The following is a 14,497-nucleotide window of genomic DNA, read 5'->3' as shown; positions in this document are numbered from 1 at the left end:
AGCAGGGGCGTACGGGGCGAACACACGGTGGAAGTAGGGTCATTCGCGATGCCGCACCCGAGGGGGGAGAACCATGCGCGATCGAGGGACTGTCCGCCCGTTACGTCCGGGCCCGGTGCTGCCCGCCGTGCTCCTGGCCCTGCTGGCCCTGTTGGCCGGCTGCACCGTCGCCCCGGACCCCGGCGGGACGTCCGCCGCGAGGCCGGGCAGGTCCGGCGAGGAGTCCGGCGAGAACGAGAAGGGGACGCGCTGGCGTCCGGAGCCCGGCATCGGCTGGCAGTGGCAGCTCTCCGGCAGGCTCGACCCCACGGTGGACGTCCCCGTGTACGACATCGACGGCTTCGACCACGACGCGTCGGTCGTCGCCGATCTGCACCGCCGGGGCCGCAAGGTGATCTGCTACCTGTCCACCGGGGCCTGGGAGGACTTCCGCCCGGACGCCGGGAAGTTCCCCACGTCGGTACGGGGCGAGAGCAACGGCTGGGAGGGGGAGTGGTGGCTCGACATCCGCCGCACCGACATCCTGGAGCCGCTGATGGAGAAGCGGATCGCGATGTGCGCGGACAAGGGCTTCGACGCGGTGGAGCCCGACAACATGGACGGCTACCGCAACCGTACGGGCTTCCCGCTGACCGCCGCCGACCAGCTGCGCTACAACCGGCTCATCGCCCGGATCGCCCACCGCCACGGACTCGCCGTCGGGTTGAAGAACGACCTCGGCCAGATCCCGGAGCTGGAACCGGACTTCGACTTCGCGGTCAACGAACAGTGCGCGCAGTACGACGAGTGCGAGGCGCTGACCCCGTTCGTCAAGGCGGGCAAGGCCGTCTTCCACGTCGAGTACGAGCTGCCGGTCGCGCGGTTCTGCGCCGACTCGAAGCGGCTGGGCCTCAGTTCGCTGCGGAAGAAGTACGAACTGGGCGTGTGGCGTCAGGAGTGCCCGGGGGACCGGCCGTAGTCCCTGTCCGTGGTACGTGACCGGGGCACGCTGTGGCCCTGCGCGTCGTGTGTGGCCGAGGGGCCTGCTGCGGTGTTTGTGCGTCGCGTGTGGCCGGGGGCCTGCTGTGGTCCTTTTGCGTCGCGTGTGGCCGGGGGCCGCTGTGGTCCCTGTCCGTCGTACGTGACCGGAGGGCCCGCTGTGGTGCCCGCCCGTCCGTCGCACGTGTCCGGGGGAGGTCGTCGTCCCGCCCCGCGTCCCACGTGGTCGCGGGCCTACCCGAGCGCGAGCACCACCAGCGCCGTCGTCGCCGCCGTCTCCGCCAGGGCTCCGAAGACGTCCCCGGTCACTCCGCCGAAGCGCCGTACGCAGTGCCGCAGCAGTACGTGGGCGACGGCGAGGGCGGCCAGGACGGCGAGGGCGTGGTGTGCCGCCGCCCCGTACCCGCCCAGCGGCGCACCCGCCCCCGCGCACGCCGCGATCACCACGACGCCCGCCGCCACCGCCCCCGCCGCCGGGACCGTCCCCGCCACCGCCGCGCCCAGCCCCTCCGGACGCGCCGCGGGCACGCCCCGGCGGGAGGCCAGGGTGAGCGCCAGCCGGGCGGCGACCGCGGCGACGACCGCCGCCACCGCGCCGTGCGCCCAGCCCTGCCCGTACAGCTGCTGGAGGACCGCCACCTGGGCCAGCAGCACGAACAGCAGCGTGATCACGCCGAACGGGCCGATGTCCGACCGCTTCATGACGCGCAGGGCCTCGTCGGCCGGCTTGCCGCTGCCCAACCCGTCCGCGGTGTCCGCGAGACCGTCCAGGTGCAGCCCCCGGGTCAGCGCCGCGGGCACCGCGGCGGACGCCACCGCGGCGAGCAGCGGCCCGGAGCCGAGCAGCAGCGGCGCAGCACCGGCCGCCGCCGCGAGCACTCCCACCACGAGACCGGCGAGCGGGGCGCACAGCATCCCGGCGCGGGCGGTGTCCCGGTCCCACCGGGTGACGCGGACGGGGATCACGGTCAGGGTGCCGAAGGCGAAGCGCGGGCCGTGGCTGTTCAGCAAGGTCACGGCGCGCAGGCTAATCGCTGCGATCGGCCGATGGGTGGGTCGGAAGGCAGGATGAAACGCCTCCGACCATGACGAACCATGACGAAAGCGGCTTGTCGAGGGTGGGTGGCGTGGGTCACTGGCCGGACCCGAACATCATCGAGCCGGGAAAGCCGCCCTGCCCCCGCCCCTGCCCCCGCCCCTGCCCCCCGCCCCTGCCCCCCGCCCCTGCCCCCTGCTCCTCGCCCTGGCCGCCCTCGTGCTCACCTTCGCCGTCACCCGGGTCAACAGCCGGATGATCAGGGCGGGAAGGGCCCGTTCCGCAACTCACGTCCGGCGGGCCGCACGTCCATCGCGTGGTGCCCGGCGTGGTGCTGAGTGTCGTGGGCGGCTTCGCAGCGGTCGCGAGCGTACGCCTCGGCGCCGGCGCCGCCGTGTGCCCGGCGGTTCCACCGCGGGCGGCACCGCGCGCGCCCGCGCCCGGGAGGGGCTGCGCGCCCGCCACCACGACGTGCGCCGGCCGGGGGCCGCGCCGCGGACTTCAGGACCTCATCGGCGGCGCGCCGGACCGGGTCCCGGCCCGCGGACGGCGCGACTCATGAGCGCGGTGGTCGGCGGCACGGCTGCGGCGCCGGTGCCGGTTCCGGGCGACCGTGACGGCGCACAGCACGAGCACCGCGGCGATCGCCGCCAGATGCTCCTTCCCGGCCAGGTTGGCCTTGAGGAGCACCTCGACCACCATCGCCACGATCACCAGCCCGCCGGTGAACCACGCCCGGTAGACGCAGCACACGTACACGGCGAGACCGACCACCGCGGCCGACGGGCCGGTGTCGACGACCTGGGCGTCGGACGCGGGCAGCCCGAACGGCCCGCCCGGGCCGAGGGCGATGCCGATCCGCGCGTACAGCGTCCCGGCGAGAGTGGCGACGTACGCGATGGCGAGCGTGCGCCACCGGCCCAGACAGATCTCGGCGATCCCGAACACCACCAGGATCTGCGCCAGCGCCCCCCACACCGGCAGGTCGAGCGCCGGGACGAACAGCGACAACGGGGTACGCAGCAGGGCCGCCCAGAACGGGTCCTCGGCCCGCACCACCCCCAGCGCCCGCACCACCTCGACCCCCCAGGTCAGGCTCTGCACCGCGTGCAGCAGCGCCGTCAGGCAGACCGCGACGAGTGTCAGGGAGACGGCCCGCAGCCGGGCGGCCACGAGCCCCGCGCGCACGGTCCGTACCAGTGGCTCCCACTCGCGTCGGGCCGCCCCGCGCAGTCTGCTGCCGGGTCTCATCCCCCGGCCCCCAGATGCGAGCGGTGCAGCCACTTCGGCAGCCCCGGCGCCTCCAGGAACCCTTCGGCACGGCCCGCGGCCAGGCCGATGCGCGGCAGGTCGGCACTCTTCTCGAAGAGCATGAAGCGCGGCTCCCAGATCGGCCAGTACTTGGCGTTGGCGCGGTACAGCGACTCGATCTGCCACCAGCGCGAGAAGAAGCCGAGCATGGAGCGCCACAGCCGCAGCACCGGTCCGGCACCGAGCCGCGAACCCCTCTCGAAGACGGACCGGAACATCGCGAAGTTGAGCGAGACCTGAGTGATCCCGATCTCCTCTGCGCGTCGCAGGAGTTCGATGACCATGAACTCCACCAGTCCGTTCTCGGAGTCCCGGTCACGGCGCATCAGGTCCAGCGAAAGGCCGTGCGGCCCCCACGGGACGAAGCTCAGCAGCGCCCGCAACCTGCCGGGGCCGCCGCCCGCCCCCGAGGGCGCGTCACGGCATGCGAGCATCACGCACCGGCCGTCGGCCGGGTCGCCGAGCCGGCCCAGGGCCATCGAGAAGCCGAAGAGGTTCGCGGTGTTGTGGCGACGCAGGTCGTTGCCCAGGGTGACCCAGACCGCGCTCAGGAAATTGATGAACGAGACGCCCCGGAGGTACCAGATGGTGAACGCGGCGCAGCGGCGTGAGCGGGCGGTGCTCGGTGCCCGGGTGCCCGCCCGCCCGGATTCCACGGTGGCCAATCGGACCTCTCCCATGAAAAGCGATCATATGGTGCATCGCGTCGCGTGGGAGGGTGGGGCCGGGGCCGATGCCCGCCGACTGCGGCCCGCAGGATCCGCCGGCCGCCGCCGGTCAGGGCCTCGCCGGGCCCGTCAGCCGGCGGCCGTCCCGCCGACGCCGCTCTTCCCCTCGATCCCGGCATCCTCGCCCTCGTCGGTTCCGGTTCCCTCGCCGGGCTCCTCGCCGGTGTCGTGCTTGTCGGCGTCATCGTTCCCGGCGTCGGACGCACGCTCGGGGAGTTCCGCCGCCAGCGCGGCCGCGGCCCGGACCAGCGGGAGCGCGAGCAGGGCCCCGCTTCCCTCGCCCACGGTGACGCCGTGGTCCAGCAGCGGGTTGAGCGCCATCCGGTCCAGAGCCTTGGCCTGCGCCGGCTCGCCGCTCGCCTGGCCCGCCAGCCACCAGTCCGGCGCCCGGAAGGCCGCCCGCTGGCCCACCAGCGCACAGGCGGCCGAGACCACGCCGTCCAGGATCACCGGCAGCCTGCGCACCGCGCACTGGAGCAGGAACCCGGTCATCGCCGCCAGGTCCGCACCGCCCACCGCGGCCAGCAGCTCCAGCTGGTCGCCGAGGACCGGACGGGCCCGCCGCAGCGCGTCCCGGATCGCCGCGCACTTGCGCATCCACGCCAGGTCGTCGATGCCCGCCCCGCCGCGCCCGGTGACCACCGAGGCGTCCGTGCCGCACAGGGCCGCGATCAGCGTGCCCGCCGCCGTCGTGCCACCCACGCTCAGATCGCCCAGCACCACCAGGTCCGTGCCCGAGTCGGCCTCCTCGTCGGCGATCGCCATGCCGAGTCGTAGCGCCCGCTCGGCCTCCTCGGCGGTCATCGCGTCCTCGATGTCGATCCGCCCGCTGCCCCGCCGCACCCGGTGCCGGACCACGGACTCGGGCAGCAGCTTGGGATCGCAGTCCAGACCGGCGTCCACGATCCGTACCGGTACGGAGAACTGCCGGGCCAGCACGGCGAGCGGGGTCGCGCCCTCCAGCGTGGCCCGCACCAGTTCGTGCGCGCTGCCGGCCGCGCGCCCCGAGACCTCCAGCTCGGCGACCCCGTGGTCACCGGCGAAGAGCACCACACGAGGCCGCTCGATCGCCCTGACCGGTACGGACTGCTGGGCGGCCGAGAGCCACTCGCCCAGCTCGTCCAGGCGGCCGAGGGCGCCCGGCGGGACGATCAGGCGCTCCCGGCGTTCCTCGGCATCGCGCCGCACGCCGCCGTCGGGGCGTTCGATCAGGTCGGAGAAGTCGTCCAGATTCACGGGGTCTGCCTCGCGGGTCGATACGTCGATACGTCGGTACGTCGGGGGACGTGGTGGGTCCGCGAGCCCGGCGGCGGGCTCACTGCGGAACAGTACCCGCCGCGTTTCCGGCGTCCTTCCGCCACGAGGTTCCGCTTCCGCCACCGGTTCCACGTCCGGCGCGGTTCCGCGTCCGCCACCGGGCCCCGCGTCCGCAACGGCGATTGCGTCGCCGCGGGGCCCGGCCCTCGTACGGCGGTCGCGTCATCGCGGGTCCGGGTCCTGGACCGTGCCCCTCCCGGCGACGTTTGCCCCGTCGCGCCGCCCGGCACTTCCCCGAGCTCTCGGCTTCGTTCGAGCAGGGGAGACCCCATTTTGCTCGCGGCGTCGGCCAAAAGCCCACGTAGTCGACTACGAGGGGCTTCCGCCGCCTTGCGATCGCACGCACCGGACGACGCTCCTTCCGGGTAAACCTTGCCGGTCACGGCACTAGTAGTGCTTGGTCAGGTTGGTGTGGCTGCGGGTATGTCGCGTTGGCAGGTGGGGCATGCGCCGGCCCATGTCGCGAGGAGGGTCTGTAGCTCGCGGACGACTTGGTAGAGGCTCAGGCCGGCGCCGCGTCTTTTGGGGCCCGGGCCAGTCGTTGCAGGGTGCAGAAGGCGTGCGCGGCGGAGACGAGGGTGACGTGGTGGTGCCAGCCGCTCCAGGTGCGGCCTTCGAAGTGGGTCAGGCCCAGGGCCTGCTTCATCTCACGGTAGTCGTGTTCGATGCGCCAGCGGAGCTTGGCCAGGCGGACCAGGGTGGTCAGCGGGGTGTCGGCGGGCAGGTCGGAGAGCCAGAACTGGACCGGCTCGCTCTCACTGGCGGGCCACTCGGCCAGCAGCCAGCACAGGGGCAGTTCCGGACCGTCGGTGGCCTGCCGGACCTCACGTCCGGCAGGCCGGATCCGCAAGGCCACGAAGCGGGAGTACATCCGTCTGAAGCCGCTGCGGCCGGTGCCGGGCCGGGAGCCTTCCCGCCACTGCACCCCTCGTGCGGCCTTGCGGCCCGCCTCGATGACCAGCTGTTTCACCGGCTGCGGCTTGTCGGGGTACTTCGCCACCGGCGGGCGTCCGGTCCCGGAGTACGGCTCGGCCACCGGCACCGCCTCGCCGGGCTGGGCCGACAGCGTGGTGGAGATCCCCACCACGTAGTTCAGGCCGCGGGCCTGCACCCCGTGCCGGAACGCGGCAGCGTCGCCGTATCCGGCGTCCGCGACGGCCAGCGGCACCTCGATGCCCCACGAGCGGGTCTCATCGAGCATGTCCAGGGCCAGCTGCCACTTCTCCACGTGACCGACATCGTCGGGAATCCCGCAGGCGGTGCGGCGGGCGGCCTTGTCCGGATCGGCCTTTGGGGAGGCCGGATCCCAGGTCCGGGGCAGGAACAGCCGCCAATTGACCGCCGCCGAGGCGTGGTCGCGGGCCAGATGCAGCGAGACACCGACCTGACAGTTGGTGACCTTGCCCGCCGTGCCGGTGTACTGCCGCGACACGCACGCCGAAGCGTCCCCGTCCTTCAGGAAGCCGGTGTCGTCGAAGACCAGCGCGGTGGGCTGGACCGCCGTTTCCATCGCCCAGGCCAGCCGCGCCCGGACATGGGCCGGATCCCACGGGCTGGTCGTGATGAAGTTGGCCAGCGCCTGGCGGTTGCCGTCCGCTCCCAGCCGGGCGGCCATCGGCTCGACCGACTTCCGCTTGCCGTCCGTCAGCAGTCCCCGCAGGTAGACCTGCCCCCACCGGCGCTGATCCTTGCGCGCGAACGGCTCGAACATTTCCGCCGCGAACGCCTCCAACTCATCACGTACAGCAGCAATCTCGTCCGGAGTCACACACCCTCAACGCCACACCCCACCCGCAGGACACGCACCACCGCCACCAACCTGACCAAGCACTACTAGTCCGTGCCCCCGAACCTCAGCCAGGTGATCGCGGGCGTCAGGCCCCGCAGCCCCGGCAGCCGCGACTGGAGACGGATCAGCCCGCCCATCGCCCCCCGCCCGCGCGGCAGACGCAGCGCCCGCACCTCGGTGATCCCCGGATGCGCGCTGCGCAGTCCGGGCCGCTCGCCGGGGTCCATCGCCCAGCGCATCGGCGGAATGGTCATTCCCCCGACCTTCCACCGTCCGGACAGTGTGTACGCGGCCGGACGGCGGGCCATCGAATCCAGGACGAGGACACCACCGGGCAGCCGCTCGGCACAGGCCGCGAGGATCGCCCGCACCTCCGTCGGGCGCAGATACATCAGCAACCCCTGGGTCGTGACGACGACACCGCGGCCCCGCGGGTCCTCGATCTCGTCGAGCCAGGCCGGATCGGTCGCCGACCGGGCCAGGGTGCGCGACCGGTCCGAGTCCGGCAGCAGCGCCCGGCGCAGCTCGGCGACCTCCCAAAGCTCCACGCTCAACCAGTTCAGCCGGCCATTGTCGACCCGCCAGAAGCCGGTCTCCAGGCCGTCGCCGAGCGCGACGACGGTGGCGCGGGGCCGTTCGGCGAGGTATGCCTGCACGGCCAGGTCGAAACAGCGCGAACGCAGCCCCTGGAGCTGCGAGTAGAAGGCGTTCGGGCGGCCGAACCGCTCCTCGAAGGGGTAGTCCAGCGCTTCCACCAGCCGCAGCGCCATCGGATCGTCCAGCACCGGATAGCGCTGTCCCGCCTCGTACGCCCGGTTGTAGAGGGTCCACAGCAGGGTCTCGGGAACCCCACTCAGCATCGGCCGTATCCGCGCCATGACCGCTCCTCCTCGCCCCCCGTCCGCCTCGTCCCCTCGTCGTCTTCGTCCTTCTCGCCCCCTTCTCTCGTGTTCTCTCGTGCGATCGTCGCCCGAGTGCCGACGGCCACTGCCGCCGCTGCCGTCAGCCGCGCAGCGTCAGCACCTGACCGGCCACGACCAGCAGCACCTGTTCGCACTCGTCGGCGAACGCGGCGTTCAACCGGCCCAGTTCGTCCCGGAACCGCCGCCCGGCGGCCGTCGCGGGGACCACGCCCGATCCGGTCTCGTTGGTCACGGCGACGACCGTGCGGCGCGTCCGGCGCACCGCGGTGACCAGTTCGGCGGTCCGCTTCCGCAGCGCGCTCCGCCCGCCGCCCGCCCATGCCGTGTCGTCCCAGGCGTCCACCCGGTCCATCGCGTCCGTCAGCCACAGCGAGAGGCAGTCGATCAGCAGCGGGGGGCCGTCCGACTCCAGCAGTTCCACCAGTTCACAGGTCTCCTCGGTACGCCAATTGGCGGGCCTGCGCTCCCGGTGCAGCCCGATCCGGAGCGCCCACTCCGCGTCCCCCTCCCGGCCGCCCCCGGTCGCCACGTACACCACCTCGGGGTACGTCTCCAGGCGCCGCTCGGCCTCCACCGACTTCCCGGACCTGGCACCGCCCGTCACCAGGGTGCGCCTGGGCATCCGGGGCATCGTCCGGTACTCGCCCACCACCAGCGTCGTCCCGTCCGGAACGGCCCGCGCCCCGGCGGTCGCCAGCCGCCGGTCCAGCTCGGCGCCGGGCGGTGCGTCATGGTCCACATGGACGGCGATGATCTCGGTGTGCGGGCCGATCGCCTCGACGGCCCGCAGCCGCGCCACCGCGTCCGGCCGCCCGACCACGTCCCCGACCACGGCGTCGTACGGCTGCGCCACCCGGTCCGTGAGACCGGACGGCGCGGCGCCCGGCGGCAGGTAGAGCAGCCGGACACCCTCCGGCCCGGTCACCTCGTAGCCGGTCCCCGGAACGTCCATCGCCACCGCCCGCACCCGGTGTCCGCTGATCAGCGTCAGCGCCCGCCCGTCCGGAACCCGTCCCGCGGGCGGCAGTCCGGCGGGCAGTTCCACGGCGGGCCCGTCGTGCGGGTGGGTGAGCAGCACCTGTCGTACGCCGGTGAGCGAGTGTCCCGCGCGGGCGGCGGCGAACACGGCGCCGGGAGTGAGATCGAGCAACAGCGCGTCGTCGACCAGCAGCGCGGTCGCCGCCCGCGAACGCGTCCCGCGGGCGGTCGCGCAGGCGGCACAAGGGCATTCGGGCCTCGGCAGCCCGTCGGGGGCGCCGGTGCCGAGCAGAGTCAGTTCCACGTTCCGATCCTCCCGCGTCCGCTTGACCGATGCGCGGCCCGGGCGTTCCCCGGATCGGCGCACGCCCCGTTTCCGTACCCGACACGGGCACCGCCGCCCGGGTCGGCACCAGTGCGGTGACCGGAGCGTCGTCCGGTGCGCGCGATCGCAAGTCGGCCGGAAGCCCCTCGCAGTGCGCTACGTGGGCTTTTGGCCAACGCCGCGAGCAAGGGGATCTCCCCTGCTCGAACGAAGCTGACAGCTCGGGGAAGTGCTGGGCGGCACGACGGGGTAAACGTTGCCGGGAGGGGCACTAGGCTGCGGGCAGCAGAGCGACCCAGGAGGCGGGTATGGCGTGGGCATGGCGGTTCGAGAAGTCCGACGGCACGGAGACGGAGCCGGCCGTGCGGCCGGAGGAATTCACCACGCAGGGCGATGCGGAGTCCTGGATCGGTGAGAACTGGAAGGAACTCCTCGACGGAGGGACTGAGCAGGTGAGGCTCTTCGAGGACGCCACCGAGGTCTACGGCCCCATGAGCCTCCAGGCCGACCGGGCGGAACAGGGCTGAGTGCCTCCCCGGGCACCCGGGTACCTGGGCACCGGGCACCCGGCCCCGGCACGCGCACGACCGTGCGGCCCGGAGCGGGCCGCACGGTCGTGTTCCTGGCTTCGTGGGCAGTCGCCACCCGGCGGGCCGACGGGTCACCCGGGTCCCGCTGCGGAACCGTGGTCACGGCACTTCGACGAAAGAACGCCTAGATCTCGCCCAACGTGACCCGGGCAGTCCGCTCCGCCCCGTTGCGCTCGTACGTCACCGTGACCTTCTGGCCGGGATTGTCCGAGGCCAGCGCCTCCGACAGGGAGGTGATCGTCGTGATCGGTGTGTCATTGATCCTGGTGATGATGTCGCCGGGCCGCAGCCCCGCCTGGTCCGCGGCCCCGCCCGTCGTCACCGAGACCAGCGCCACCCCGGCCGGCCGGTAGTTCTGGTCGACGACCGTGCGCCCGGTGATGTCCAGGGCGGCCCGGCCGGAGTCGACGACCCGGCCGAGCTTGATGATCTGGTCGGCGATCGTCCTCACCATCGACGCCGGGATCGCGAACCCGATCCCCGGCGCGGCGCCACCCCCCAGTTCGGGGTCCGTCGCCGCCAGCGTCGGGATGCCGATCACCTCGCTGTTCAGGTTGACCAGCGCGCCCCCGCTGTTCCCCGGATTGATCGCGGCCGAGGTCTGCACCATGTTCGCGATCGTCGCGCCGGTGCCGCCGCCCGTTCTGCCCTCGCTGACGGTCCGGCCGACCGCGGAAACGATGCCCTGGGTGACGCTCGAGGCCAGACCGAGCGGCGAGCCCATCGCCAGCACGATCTGCCCCACCTCGACCTTCTTCGAGTCGCCGAACGTGGCGGCCTTCAGCCCCTTCGGCACGGAGTCGAGCTTGATGACGGCCAGATCCTGTTCCGGGTAGGCGGACACCAGGGAGGCGCCCTGGGCCTTCTCACCGGTGGCGACCGTGACCCGGAAGCGCCTCTCCGCGCCGACCACATGGGCGTTGGTGACGATATGGCCCTTGGAGTCGTAGACGACGCCGGAGCCCAGGCTGCTGGACGCCTGGATCTGCACGACCGACGGCAGCACGTTCTTGATCACGGTCTCGTACTGGGTCTGGAGATCGCCGTCGGCCTCGACGGCGGGCTGGGACACAGCGCCCTGCCGCGAGGAGCCCGGCGTGGTGACGCCGGGCGACGGTGAAACGGAGCCCCGGTCCGAACAGCCGCTCACCAGGGCGATCGCGCAGACACCCGTGGTCAGGGGGAGCAGCACCCGATGTGAGCGGTGGTGGGAGTGGAATGCGTCCATGTCCGGATCATCACCTCGTCACCCGCCCACGGCCCGCCGGGTTCCGCCGACCGGGTGCACGGCCCGTCCCGGGCAAGGCGGCCGATCCGGCCGCTCACCAGGGACGACGCACGGAACGACGGCCCCGGTCGGCACAGCCGCTCCCGGTCGCGCACGCCGATCCCAGCCGTGCGCAGTCGATCGATCCCAGTCGCGTGCGGTCGCTCCCGGTCGCGCGCCGCCCGCAGCCGCTCTCAGCCGCGTACGCCGCACAGATGCAGCAGTGCGGCCACCCGGCGGTAGGGGTCGGTCCGTCCGGCCCGGTCCTCCACGGCCAGCAGCCGCTCCAGCTCGGTGGCGGCCGGCAGTTCCACGTCGTTGCTCACGTTGTCCGTGAACACGCGCACCCCGTACCAGGCGTGCAGAGGCGCCGCGATCCCGTCGAGCGTGGCCGTCAAGGCGTCCAGCCGGTCGGCACGGACCGTGAGACCGAGCCGGTTGGGGTACGTGTCCGTGTCGAAGGCATCCAGCGCCGCATCCCAGTCCCCGGCGTTCCCGGGCCGCATCGCGAGCGCGTCGGCGTTGCGTACGAGCAGCGAGAGGAGCCCGCCGGGGGCCAGCATCCGGGCCAGACCGGCCAGCATCGCGTCCGGCTCCGGGACGTACATCAGCACGCCGTGGCAGAGCACCACGTCGAAACTGCCGGGCAGGAAGTGCACCCCGGTCTCCAGGCCGTCGCCCTCGATCAGCCGCACCCGTTCGCGAATGCCCGCAGGCTCGCCGCCGAGCGCCTCCCGCGCCACCCGCAGCATCTCGGCGTCGGACTCCAGGCCCGTCACGGTGTGGCCGGCCCTGGCCAGGCGCAGCGCCTGGGTGCCCTGCCCCATGCCGACGTCGAGGACCCGCAGCCGCTGACCGACCGGGAAGCGGGCCGCGATCTGCTCGTCGATCTGCCGGGCGACGAGCTCCTGGCGGACCGTGTTGCGCAGACCTCCGAGCCCCTTCAGCCATACCGAGGACGCTGCCGAGAAACCGGTGACGGGGGCGATGTCGCCGGGTGGGCCGACGGGCGGACCGCCGACCGGTCCGGTGGTGTCTCTGCTCAGGGTCGTTCTCCACGCTTGACCTGCGGCTTCGGCAGCCGGAGCCGACGCATCTGGAGGGTGCGCATCAGCCCGTACGCGACCGCGCCGCGCTTGGGGGTGTCGGGGAAGCGGGCGTTCAGCTGCTTCCGCAGGCGGAACGCCAGGCCGATCGAGTCGACGACGATCAGCACGATCACGAAGAGCCAGAGCAACAGCGAGATGGTCTGGACGTTCTGCACCTGGATCACGCTGAGGATCAGGATGATCACGGCCATCGGCAGGAAGAACTCCGCGACGCAGAAACGCGAGTCCACGAAGTCGCGCACGAAGCGCCGCACCGGACCCTTGTCGCGGACCGGCAGATAGCGCTCGTCGCCGTTGGCCAGCGCCTCGCGCTGCCGCGCCAGGTCCGCACGGCGCGCCTCGCGCTGGCGCCGCATGGCCTCCTTGCGGTCCAGCGGCGCGCCACCAGCGGCACGACGGCGCTGCGACTGGGCTTCGCTGCGCTTGGGGGTGGGGCGACCTTTGGGGGCCTGCGGGTCGCGGGGCTGCTTGGAGAGGTCTGCCGTCACCTTGCCGGTGGGCGCCTTCTCTTCCTTCGAACGGCTACGGAACACAAGGCCCAAGGGTACGGGGTCGATCGCCGCGGCCCCAGGCCGGTCGGGAACGATCCGGCAACGGACCGCGTCCTCCCAGGTGGCACCAGGGGTCTTCCGTCCGGACCAGGGGTCTTCCGCCCGGACCCGGGGGCGTACGCCCGGACCCGGGGGCGTACGCCCGGATGCGGCGGTGGTGTCCCGGATGTCGCGGCGGCCTCGACCCCGGTCTACTCCCTGGGCCGGATCGGCGACCGGGCGCAGTCGTCCTTGGGGAGGAGCACATCGGCGCTCGAACAGTGCGGTAATAGAGGTAGGGCCCGTACTGTGGGTTCTGTATGGAGTGCTGGAGCTCAGTCCGTCAGAAGGGGGCGCGCGAAGCCCATGAGCGGTGTCATGAAGCGTATGGGGATGATCTTCCGCGCGAAGGCGAACAAGGCCCTTGACCGGGCCGAGGATCCGCGCGAGACCCTTGACTACTCGTATCAGAAGCAACTGGAGCTGCTGCAGAAGGTGCGTCGCGGGGTCGCCGACGTGGCCACCTCGCGCAAGCGGCTGGAGTTGCAGCTGAACCAACTGCAGGGACAGTCCGCCAAGCTGGAGGACCAGGGCCGCAAGGCGCTCGCGCTCGGCCGGGAGGACCTGGCCCGCGAGGCGCTGTCCCGGCGCGCCGCGCTCCAGCAGCAGGTCACCGACCTGGAGACGCAGCATTCCACGCTGCAGGGCGAGGAGGAGAAGCTGACCCTCGCCGCCCAGCGGCTTCAGGCCAAGGTCGACGCCTTCCGCACCAAGAAGGAGACCATCAAGGCCACCTACACCGCCGCTCAGGCACAGACCCGGATCGGTGAGGCGTTCTCCGGGATCTCGGAGGAGATGGGTGACGTCGGCCTGGCGATCCAGCGGGCCGAGGACAAGACTCAGCAGCTCCAGGCCCGGGCCGGGGCGATCGACGAACTGCTCGCGTCCGGCGCCCTGGACGACCCGACCGGCACGGCCAAGGACGACATCGCGGCCGAGCTGGACCGGATCTCCGGCGGTACGGACGTGGAGCTGGAGCTCCAGCGCATGAAGGCCGAGCTGGCCGGCGGATCCGCCCCGCAGCAGGCGATCGAGGGCGGCCCGCAGGACGCGGCGCAGCAGCAGGCATCGCAGTCCCCGCACAGGTTCGACAAGAGCTGAGGCAGCGTCATGATCGTACGGATCATGGGGGAGGGCCAGGTCGCCCTGGCCGACAGCCATCTCGTCGAGCTCGACGTGCTCGACGACGAACTGCTGAACGAGATGGAGAGCGGCGACGGCCCGGCCTTCCGCTCCACGCTCCACGCGCTCCTGGACAAGGTGCGCGAACTCGGTACGCCGTTGCCGGACGACTCCCTGGAACCGTCCGATCTGATCCTGCCGTCGCCCGACGCGACGCTCGAAGAGGTGCGCGCGATGCTCCATGACGAAGGGCTGATCCCCGGCTGACGCGCGCGCCCCTCGCTCTCCAGCACCCCGTCGCGTCCGGCGCCGTACGCATCCGAACCGGTACGCGCTTCGACGCGTTCCCCCGTTCCCCGGTTCCCCGGTCCCCCGGAGAACCGGGGAACGGGTGTGTCCGGAATCTTCCGAGAACCCGGCCGGACCACGCGTGA

The 14,497-nt window shown here is 72.6% G+C and carries 13 protein-coding genes and 2 pseudogenes; 5 read left to right on the top strand and 10 right to left on the bottom strand.

Annotation, left to right across the window (positions count from 1 at the left end):
* Window positions 1-73 precede the first annotated feature (73 nt).
* Window positions 74-958: an endo alpha-1,4 polygalactosaminidase gene (locus ACGF2V_RS07370; protein WP_362630316.1), complete on the top strand. Its 885-nt coding sequence runs from the start codon at window positions 74-76 to the stop codon at window positions 956-958.
* A gap of 254 nt (window positions 959-1,212) precedes the next feature.
* Here the strand turns inward: ACGF2V_RS07370 and ACGF2V_RS07365 are convergent, their stop codons facing one another.
* A complete protein-coding gene (locus ACGF2V_RS07365; RefSeq protein WP_362703981.1) occupies window positions 1,213-1,995 on the bottom strand; it encodes an adenosylcobinamide-GDP ribazoletransferase in 783 nt (260 codons plus the stop codon).
* 110 nt (window positions 1,996-2,105) lie between these two features.
* Here ACGF2V_RS07365 and ACGF2V_RS07360 point away from each other — a divergent pair.
* Window positions 2,106-2,423, top strand: a pseudogene (locus tag ACGF2V_RS07360) (hypothetical protein); the annotation flags it as partial.
* Window positions 2,424-2,515: 92 nt separating this feature from the next.
* Here ACGF2V_RS07360 and ACGF2V_RS07355 read toward each other — a convergent pair.
* The 6 genes and pseudogenes from ACGF2V_RS07355 to ACGF2V_RS07330 all read right to left on the bottom strand — a co-directional run bounded on the left by ACGF2V_RS07355 (window position 2,516) and on the right by ACGF2V_RS07330 (window position 9,364).
* Window positions 2,516-3,265 carry a hypothetical protein gene (locus ACGF2V_RS07355; RefSeq protein ID WP_362703979.1) on the bottom strand — a complete coding sequence of 250 codons (750 nt, stop codon included), beginning with the start codon at window positions 3,263-3,265 and terminating at the stop codon, window positions 2,516-2,518.
* Window positions 3,262-3,813: pseudogene (locus ACGF2V_RS07350) on the bottom strand (phosphatidylglycerol lysyltransferase domain-containing protein); the annotation flags it as partial. The pseudogene ACGF2V_RS07350 and the gene ACGF2V_RS07355, both read right to left, overlap by 4 nt.
* 309 nt (window positions 3,814-4,122) lie before the next feature.
* Window positions 4,123-5,289 (bottom strand): nicotinate-nucleotide--dimethylbenzimidazole phosphoribosyltransferase, encoded by a 1,167-nt coding sequence (gene cobT / locus ACGF2V_RS07345; RefSeq protein WP_362630325.1) that lies wholly within the window; start codon window positions 5,287-5,289, stop codon window positions 4,123-4,125.
* Between the two features lie 583 nt (window positions 5,290-5,872).
* Entirely contained in the window at window positions 5,873-7,138 is a 1,266-nt protein-coding gene (locus ACGF2V_RS07340) for an IS701 family transposase (protein ID WP_392911086.1), read from the bottom strand.
* A gap of 65 nt (window positions 7,139-7,203) precedes the next feature.
* A complete protein-coding gene (locus ACGF2V_RS07335; RefSeq protein ID WP_362629949.1) occupies window positions 7,204-8,037 on the bottom strand; it encodes a class I SAM-dependent methyltransferase in 834 nt (277 codons plus the stop codon).
* A 124-nt stretch (window positions 8,038-8,161) separates the two neighbouring features.
* Entirely contained in the window at window positions 8,162-9,364 is a 1,203-nt protein-coding gene (locus ACGF2V_RS07330; protein ID WP_362629952.1) for a bifunctional adenosylcobinamide kinase/adenosylcobinamide-phosphate guanylyltransferase, read from the bottom strand.
* Between the two features lie 329 nt (window positions 9,365-9,693).
* On the opposite strand from ACGF2V_RS07330, the gene ACGF2V_RS07325 reads away from it, so the two are divergent.
* The gene (locus ACGF2V_RS07325) at window positions 9,694-9,912 is read left to right on the top strand and encodes a hypothetical protein (protein WP_362629955.1); all 219 of its coding nucleotides are present in this window, start codon (window positions 9,694-9,696) and stop codon (window positions 9,910-9,912) included.
* A gap of 187 nt (window positions 9,913-10,099) precedes the next feature.
* Here ACGF2V_RS07325 and ACGF2V_RS07320 read toward each other — a convergent pair whose 3' ends face one another.
* The 3 genes from ACGF2V_RS07320 to ACGF2V_RS07310 all read right to left on the bottom strand — a co-directional run bounded on the left by ACGF2V_RS07320 (window position 10,100) and on the right by ACGF2V_RS07310 (window position 12,884).
* Complete coding sequence (locus ACGF2V_RS07320; RefSeq protein WP_362629958.1) at window positions 10,100-11,203, bottom strand: trypsin-like peptidase domain-containing protein; 1,104 nt, start codon at window positions 11,201-11,203, stop codon at window positions 10,100-10,102.
* 233 nt (window positions 11,204-11,436) lie between these two features.
* Window positions 11,437-12,189 (bottom strand): methyltransferase domain-containing protein, encoded by a 753-nt coding sequence (locus ACGF2V_RS07315; protein ID WP_362629997.1) that lies wholly within the window; start codon window positions 12,187-12,189, stop codon window positions 11,437-11,439.
* Between the two features lie 95 nt (window positions 12,190-12,284).
* A complete protein-coding gene (locus ACGF2V_RS07310; protein WP_362629961.1) occupies window positions 12,285-12,884 on the bottom strand; it encodes a DUF3043 domain-containing protein in 600 nt (199 codons plus the stop codon).
* Between the two features lie 375 nt (window positions 12,885-13,259).
* On the opposite strand from ACGF2V_RS07310, the gene ACGF2V_RS07305 reads away from it, so the two are divergent.
* Together ACGF2V_RS07305 and ACGF2V_RS07300 are read left to right on the top strand one after the other, a co-directional pair.
* Window positions 13,260-14,042, top strand: coding sequence for a PspA/IM30 family protein (locus tag ACGF2V_RS07305; protein ID WP_362629963.1), 783 nt, complete (start codon window positions 13,260-13,262; stop codon window positions 14,040-14,042).
* 9 nt (window positions 14,043-14,051) lie between these two features.
* Window positions 14,052-14,330: a hypothetical protein gene (locus ACGF2V_RS07300; protein ID WP_362629966.1), complete on the top strand. Its 279-nt coding sequence runs from the start codon at window positions 14,052-14,054 to the stop codon at window positions 14,328-14,330.
* The last annotated feature ends 167 nt before the right edge of the window (window positions 14,331-14,497 follow it).

It is taken from the genome of Streptomyces sp. NPDC047982, from assembly GCF_043204165.1.
In the GTDB taxonomy this organism is placed as follows: Bacteria; Actinomycetota; Actinomycetes; order Streptomycetales; family Streptomycetaceae; genus Streptomyces.
The sequence above is the reverse complement of the archived record's forward strand: the minus strand, read 5'-3'. Positions and strand labels throughout refer to the sequence as shown.

Excerpts from the sequence above, each read along its gene's own strand:
- ACGF2V_RS07355 (WP_362703979.1), bottom strand. The coding sequence starts at position 3,265 with ATGAGACCCGGCAGCAGACTGCGCGGGGCGGCCCGACGCGAGTGGGAG.
- ACGF2V_RS07300 (WP_362629966.1), top strand. The coding sequence starts at position 14,052 with ATGATCGTACGGATCATGGGGGAGGGCCAGGTCGCCCTGGCCGACAGC.
- ACGF2V_RS07370 (WP_362630316.1), top strand. The coding sequence starts at position 74 with ATGCGCGATCGAGGGACTGTCCGCCCGTTACGTCCGGGCCCGGTGCTG.
- ACGF2V_RS07325 (WP_362629955.1), top strand. The coding sequence starts at position 9,694 with ATGGCGTGGGCATGGCGGTTCGAGAAGTCCGACGGCACGGAGACGGAG.
- ACGF2V_RS07305 (WP_362629963.1), top strand. The coding sequence starts at position 13,260 with ATGAAGCGTATGGGGATGATCTTCCGCGCGAAGGCGAACAAGGCCCTT.
- ACGF2V_RS07335 (WP_362629949.1), bottom strand. The coding sequence starts at position 8,037 with ATGGCGCGGATACGGCCGATGCTGAGTGGGGTTCCCGAGACCCTGCTG.
- ACGF2V_RS07320 (WP_362629958.1), bottom strand. The coding sequence starts at position 11,203 with ATGGACGCATTCCACTCCCACCACCGCTCACATCGGGTGCTGCTCCCC.